The sequence below is a fragment of the Streptomyces sp. GESEQ-4 genome, from assembly GCF_017948455.1.
In the GTDB taxonomy this organism is placed as follows: domain Bacteria; phylum Actinomycetota; class Actinomycetes; order Streptomycetales; family Streptomycetaceae; genus Streptomyces.
The window spans coordinates 296,974-302,882 of the sequence record NZ_JAFFSU010000002.1 but is presented as its reverse complement, the minus strand read 5'-3'; the positions used below and the strand labels follow the sequence as shown (position 1 = coordinate 302,882).

The window sequence follows — 5,909 nt, the reverse complement described above, 5'->3', positions numbered from 1 at the left end:
GCTCACTTCCATCGGGTCGTCGGGGCGGCGAGATCGTGATCGGGGGCGTCAGACGCGGTCGAACGGGCCGCTGTCGACCTCGAGCGGCGTGTGGTCGCGGCCTACGAGGTGCTCCGGGCGCGGGGCGCCGACCGGGCGCGGGGCGGCCGACACCGGGTTGTAGGTGAGGATCAGCAGGCGGCGGGCGAACGGGGAGACGTTGCTCCCGGACCCGTGGACGATCTGCGAGCTGAACAGCAGCACGCCGCCACGCGCGCCCTTCGGGCTGACCATTTCGTGCTGCTTGACCAGATCGGAGAGTTCGGCCGGGGTCAGGGAGTACGCGTCCGGGTCGATGTGGCCGGTGCCGTGCTCCTGCGCGGACGCACCGCGTTCCAGCGTGCCGAGGTGGTGCGAACCGCGCAGGAAGATCACCGGGCCGTTGAACTCGGTGACGTCATCGAGGAAGAGCGCGACGTTCACCTGCGAGGCGGCCGGCATGTTGTCGGCATCGCGCCAGACGATGTAGTCCTGGTGCCACGCCCACTGTTCGCCGCCGAACGCCTGCTTCGAGTTGATCTTCATCTGGTGTACGTAGAGGTCCTCGCCGGCGATCTGCCGAGCCGGGCCCAGCAGTCGCTCGGTGCGTACCAGCCGCTCGAAGACCGGGTGGCGGGTGTGCGAGGCGTAGATCGACCGCAGGGTGACGCCGTCGTTCTCGGTGATCAGACATGGGCCCGGCACGCGCTGGTCCTCGGCCAGCGCGATGCACAGGGCGTCGATCTCATCGCCGGAGAACGCGTTCTCCAGCAGCACGAATCCGTCGTTGTGGAAGCTGGCGAGCTGTTCCTCGGTGAGTTTCATGGCTCTCTCCGCGTGGACCTGTCGGCAGGACGTGGTGACCGTCGATCGCGTCATGTGCGGCGACCCGAGGTGTCGGATCAGTGGTGACGGAAGGCGACACGCAGCGAACGCGGGCCGGCGACTCCGGGCGTGTCGTAGTAGTCGACGGGCGTGCCCGTCACCTCGAACCGGCTGAAGCGGTCGAGCATCGCCTCGAGCGCGATCCCCAGCTCGAGGCGGGCCAGCGGCGCACCCAGGCAGTAGTGGATTCCATGGCCGAACCCCAGATGCCTGCGGGCGTCACGGTGGATGTCGAACCGGTCGGCCTCGGTGAAGAGCTGCTCGTCGCGGTTGCCGGAGATGAACGACAGCGACACGAACTGGCCCGCCGGCAACTGCTCGGCACCGACCGTGACCGCGCGGGTGGTGACGCGCATATTGCTGACTATCACCGGCCGGTACCGGAGGGTCTCCTCGATGGCCCCCGGAATCAGCGACCGGTCGGCGCGCACCTCGGCGGCCGCTGCGGGGTGCTCGTCGAGTGTCAGGACAATGTTCGCCAGCAGCAACGTGGTCGTCACATGACCGGCGAGCAGGAGGAGGTTGGCGAAGTTCACCACCTCTTCCTCGGTGAGCCGCTCCCCGCCGACCTCGGCCTGGGTCAGGCGGCTGATCAGATCGTCCTGGGGATTCGCCCGGCGCCGTCGGCAGTGGACCAACAGGTAGTCCAGCAGCTCCTGCTGGGTATCCGCGACGCGCTTTCGGACCGCCTCGTCCGTCAGGTCGCCCTTGTCGAACGAGAGCAGGCGCTGTGCCCAGTCACGGAACAGCTCCCATTCCTCCGTCGGCAGACCGAGCAGATCGCCGATCACCAGGACGGGAAGCGGATCGGAGAGGTCGGCGACGACGTCCATCTCGCCGCGGTCGGCGACGGCGTCGACCAGTCGGGCCGCTATGGCGGTGATCCTGGGCCGCAGCCCCGCGACCGCGCGGGCCGTGAACGAGCGACTCACCAGATCCCGCACCAGGCGATGCCGGGGCGGATCCATCGCCGTCAGGTTGCCGGCGGTGAGTTTGCCGGTGCCCATCTCCCCGGGCAGATGCCGCCACAGCTCCGACGAGAAGGCGGCCGGGTCTGCGGTGGCCTGCGTGATGTCACGGTGCCGGTAGAGCGTCCACACGCGAGTGAGCGGATCCTGATGCACCGGGTGGTGCAACCGCATGTCCCGCAACCACCGGTGCAGCGAGCGCCCTCCGTCCAGCGAGTACGCCGGTGCCGTTGCGATGCCGGTCTGCCGAAGATCCATACACGCTCACACTGCCCCCGCCGTCGTGCAGCCAGAAGATTCTTCGCAATCCTTGCGACGGCGGGCCCGTCACCGCACCAGGGGTCCACCCCAGGACAGACCCCAGGATGAATTCATGTGCACTCTGCGTAGTCCGGGGTTGTGGCAGTGAGTACGGGCGCGGGTACATTGCGGATCCGATGCCGAACTTCCGGTACGCCCGGGTCAGTTGCCACCGCAAGCAGACGGAGGGCAGCCGTGAGTGGCCAGCCTGTCAGCGATCAGCCGCATTCGAACAACGTCCATGCGCCGCCCAATGTGATGTCCGACCCGCACGCCGTGTACACGCATATGAGGGAGCAGGCAGCGGCCTGTCCCATGCGCTCGCTCGACGGGTCGTTGATGTGGGTCGTGGGCCGCCATGAGGGCGTACGGTCGATGCTCGCCGATCCCCGGTTCGCGAACGATCCGGCCTCGGTCCGGGGCGGCGCGCCGCTCATGCAGGTCAACGCGATGCGGAACCTCGGCCTCGCCGAGGAGCTCATCCCGTATCTCGCGGACACGCTCCTCGACAACGACGGAGCGAGCCACAGCAGGCTGCGACGTCTGGTGGCGCCCGCGTTCACCGCGCGGCGCATCCTCAATCTGCGTCCGCGCATCGAGCGGCTCACGGACGATCTCCTGGACGGGCTGGCGGAGCACGCCGAGGACGGCGTCGCCGACTTCCTCAGCCTGTTCGCCTACCCGCTGCCCATCACGGTGATCTGTGAACTCGTCGGGGTGCCGATGGCCGACCGCCCCGCGTGGCTGCGCTGGACCCACGCGCTCTCGTTCGAGCAGGAGAGGCTCGGGGAGACCCTCGGTCCGCTCGTGGAGTACACGCGAGGACTGGTCGAGCGTCGCCGGTCCCAGCCGACGGACGACCTGATCAGTGAACTGATCCGGGCGCAGGACGGCGACCGTCTCACCGACCGGGAACTGGTCACGATGGTGCTCAGCCTGGTCATCGCAGGGCACGACACCACGGCCAACTTCCTCGCCAACAGCGTCTGGGCGCTGCTGACCCACCCCGACCAGCTGGCGCTGATCCGCGCCGACCCGGAGCTGATGCCGCAGGCGGTGCACGAGTTGCTGCGCTGGTGCGGGCCCGTCCTGGTGTCGCGGATGCGGTACGTCACCGAGGACGCCGACCTCGGGTGGGCGGCGTTTCAGGCGGGAGACGCGGTGATGGCCGCGCTGAGCGGCGCCAACCATGATCCGCGCGAGTTCCCGGAGCCGGAGCGCCTGGACGTCACCCGCCGGCACCGGACCCGGGGGGAGGCTCATGTGTCGTTCGGCGCCGGGCCGCACTACTGCCTCGGCGCCGGGCTGGCACGCCATCAGGCCGAGATCGCGCTGGGCCGGTTGCTCGCCCGCTGGCCTGCGCTGGCACTGGCCGTGAAGCCCGAGGAGCTGAACTGGCAGCCGGTGTCCGGCATGCGGAAGCTCGAGCGCCTGCCGCTGCGGCTGAACGGGGCCGGCAGCACGTCCGCCTGACGGCCCGGCGGCGGACGCGGGCACCGCTTTCCGCCGTCGGCCTCACGGGTCGCCGGCGTCGGCGTCGCCCGCGCGGGCCAGTCCCCCGGACACGGGGCGGGTCGCGTCGAGGCCGCGCTCGCGCCATCGCTCGCTCTCGACGGGATCCAGATGCCGGCCTGCCCAGCCGTCGAGGTCGTGCGCGTAATCCTCCGGCGCATAGGCGGCCTGAGGGATCGTCAGCTCCGGTAGCTCCGCACCTGGCTCGTGCCGCAACGGGTGGGCCAGACCGGCGTGCCAGCGCTGCTCCTGAGGCAGCCATCGCTCGGCGACGGACTCGGTCCGGATACCGATCGCGACCGCGATCCCGGTCCAGTCGGAGCCGCTCTCCCGTGCGTGCAGGACCGCGGCCTCCACCAGCTTGTCGACGTGCGAGCGCACCCGGAGTGCCTGAAGCAGCAGTTCCTGCGCGGTTCGCTGGTCGTCATCGAGGGTGGGAACCAGGCGGAGCGCCTCGTCGACGGTGTCGCGGGCCCGGTCGGCGAGGACCAGACGTGCCAGTGCGGCGATCGTGTACGGGTTCGGTGGCCTATCGGACATGGAGGGCTCCGGATACGGCACGCGTGAAACGTGTGCCCGAGCGGTGTGACGACATCAGGCGATGCTATCCGCGGCCCAGTCCAGACCGTCCTGCGCGCAGTCCGCCGTCACCGCCTCGCAGACCGCGGCCGGGTCGTCATGCAGGAAGAAGTGGTTGCCGCCGAAGACGCGCACCCGGGCTCCCGGGGCCAACTGCCGCCACCCCTCCAGCGCCTCGACCGGGACGTCGCGGTCCGCCGCGGCACCGTACACCGAGACCGGCGACTTCAACGGGTACGCGAAATCCGGTGTGTACCGCTCGATCAAGTCCAGATCGGCACGGAGCGAGGCCAGGACCTGCGGGCCGAACTCAGGATCGGTCAGGAGGCTTTCGTCCGTACCGCCGAGCCGTCGGACGTAGGCGGTCATGCGGTCGTCGGACGCCCTGAGCACATCGGGCGGAAAGGTCCGCGGGAAGCCGGGAGGCGCAGCAGCGCACAGCACCGCACGCTCCGGGAGCGGCCCGGCCGAGTTCTCCAGCCGGCGCACCGTCTCCGCGGCGATCAACGCGCCGAGACTGTGCCCCAGCAGGACCCACGGCTCCGGGAGCTCGCGCACCACGCTCGCGAGGGCGGCGGCGCGGGACTCGATACTGGAGCGGCGTTCCGACCCGTCGGGCCGTTCCCAGTGCACGCCCCGGACCGCGATACCGCGCGGGCCGAACACCCGGTGCCAGGCGTGGAAGGCCACGGCGCTGCCACCGGCGTGCGGCACGCAGACCAGCGTCCGCTTCGCCTGCCGCTGCTCCCCGCCCAACGTGACGAGCCTTGCCTGCTCGGCGCTCATCGGCCCGCCTCCTCGTGGGCGTCGTGTGTCACGACCGGTTCCCGCGCGTGCTCCGCCCGGTAGGCGTAGACCTCGTACAACTCGGTGCCGCGCAGTGCGGGGTCCTGCCGCACCCGCAGCGAGAAGCCCACGTCCCGCAGCAAGTCGCTCAGTTGCGTGAGCCGTCCGCCCTCGTCGTGGACCTCCGCCACGACGGCGCCGATGCGCGGCCAGTCGGCGGCACCGACACCGCGCAGGACGTCGAGTTCGGCACGCTCGACGTCCACCTTGAGCAGGGCGACGGACCGGAGGCCCTGTTCACTCATGAGGTCGGAGACCGTCGTGACCGGGACCTGGATCGTCCGGCCGTCGTGCAGTCCGTCGATCATCATCTCGACGGCTTCCTCGTCGAGACCGCCATGGCGCAGGAAGGTCCTGGTGAGGGCGTCGTCGGCCGCTCGGTCGGCGTACAGGCCGGAGTTGCCGGGGGCCGCCGGGTAGTAGGTGAAGTCCTGGACCCCGGGCGCGGCTCCCACGGCGGTGCGCACCGCCGTCGCTCCCGGGACGTGGCGGGTGATGTTGTCCCGCAGACAGGCGAAGACGTCCGGTACCGGTTCCGCGGCGACGATCCGGAGCGTGCGCTGCGCGTCCGCGAACGCGATCGACACCAGTCCGATGTTGGCGCCGATGTCGAGAACCGTGTCGTGGGGGCGCAACTCCCGTGCGGCGAGCCCGTACAGGCCGCTGCCCGTCGCCTCCCGCCAGATGAGCAACGCCTCCGCGGGACTGGTGCACGACACCCGCCGACCGTCCGGGAGGCTCACCTCCTGCCGCGCCGCGCCAGGTATGGCGTGCGCGGTCCGTTCCTCGCTCATGATCGCT

6 protein-coding genes are annotated in these 5,909 nt (G+C 70.3%); 1 reads left to right on the top strand and 5 read right to left on the bottom strand.

Features of this window, described 5'->3' with window-relative positions; translation table 11 throughout:
- Positions 1–48: 48 nt before the first annotated feature.
- Together KCH48_RS06710 and KCH48_RS06705 are read right to left on the bottom strand one after the other, a co-directional pair.
- A complete protein-coding gene (locus KCH48_RS06710; RefSeq protein WP_210571203.1) occupies positions 49–843 on the bottom strand; it encodes a phytanoyl-CoA dioxygenase family protein in 795 nt (264 codons plus the stop codon).
- 77 nt (positions 844–920) lie between these two features.
- Positions 921–2,129, bottom strand: coding sequence for a cytochrome P450 (locus KCH48_RS06705; protein ID WP_210571202.1), 1,209 nt, complete (start codon positions 2,127–2,129; stop codon positions 921–923).
- 237 nt (positions 2,130–2,366) lie between these two features.
- Between KCH48_RS06705 and KCH48_RS06700 the strand changes: the two genes are divergently transcribed.
- Complete coding sequence (locus tag KCH48_RS06700; protein WP_307840825.1) at positions 2,367–3,644, top strand: cytochrome P450; 1,278 nt, start codon at positions 2,367–2,369, stop codon at positions 3,642–3,644.
- A gap of 42 nt (positions 3,645–3,686) precedes the next feature.
- Here KCH48_RS06700 and KCH48_RS06695 read toward each other — a convergent pair whose 3' ends face one another.
- Genes KCH48_RS06695 through KCH48_RS06685 form a run of 3 tightly spaced genes read right to left on the bottom strand, consistent with a single transcriptional unit; the run spans position 3,687 to position 5,902 of the window.
- Positions 3,687–4,223 carry a hypothetical protein gene (locus tag KCH48_RS06695; RefSeq protein ID WP_210571201.1) on the bottom strand — a complete coding sequence of 179 codons (537 nt, stop codon included), beginning with the start codon at positions 4,221–4,223 and terminating at the stop codon, positions 3,687–3,689.
- 54 nt (positions 4,224–4,277) lie between these two features.
- Positions 4,278–5,048 (bottom strand): thioesterase II family protein, encoded by a 771-nt coding sequence (locus tag KCH48_RS06690; protein ID WP_210571200.1) that lies wholly within the window; start codon positions 5,046–5,048, stop codon positions 4,278–4,280.
- Positions 5,045–5,902: an FkbM family methyltransferase gene (locus tag KCH48_RS06685; protein ID WP_210571199.1), complete on the bottom strand. Its 858-nt coding sequence runs from the start codon at positions 5,900–5,902 to the stop codon at positions 5,045–5,047. Before KCH48_RS06685 ends, KCH48_RS06690 begins: the two co-directional genes overlap by 4 nt.
- Between the last annotated feature and the right edge of the window lie 7 nt (positions 5,903–5,909).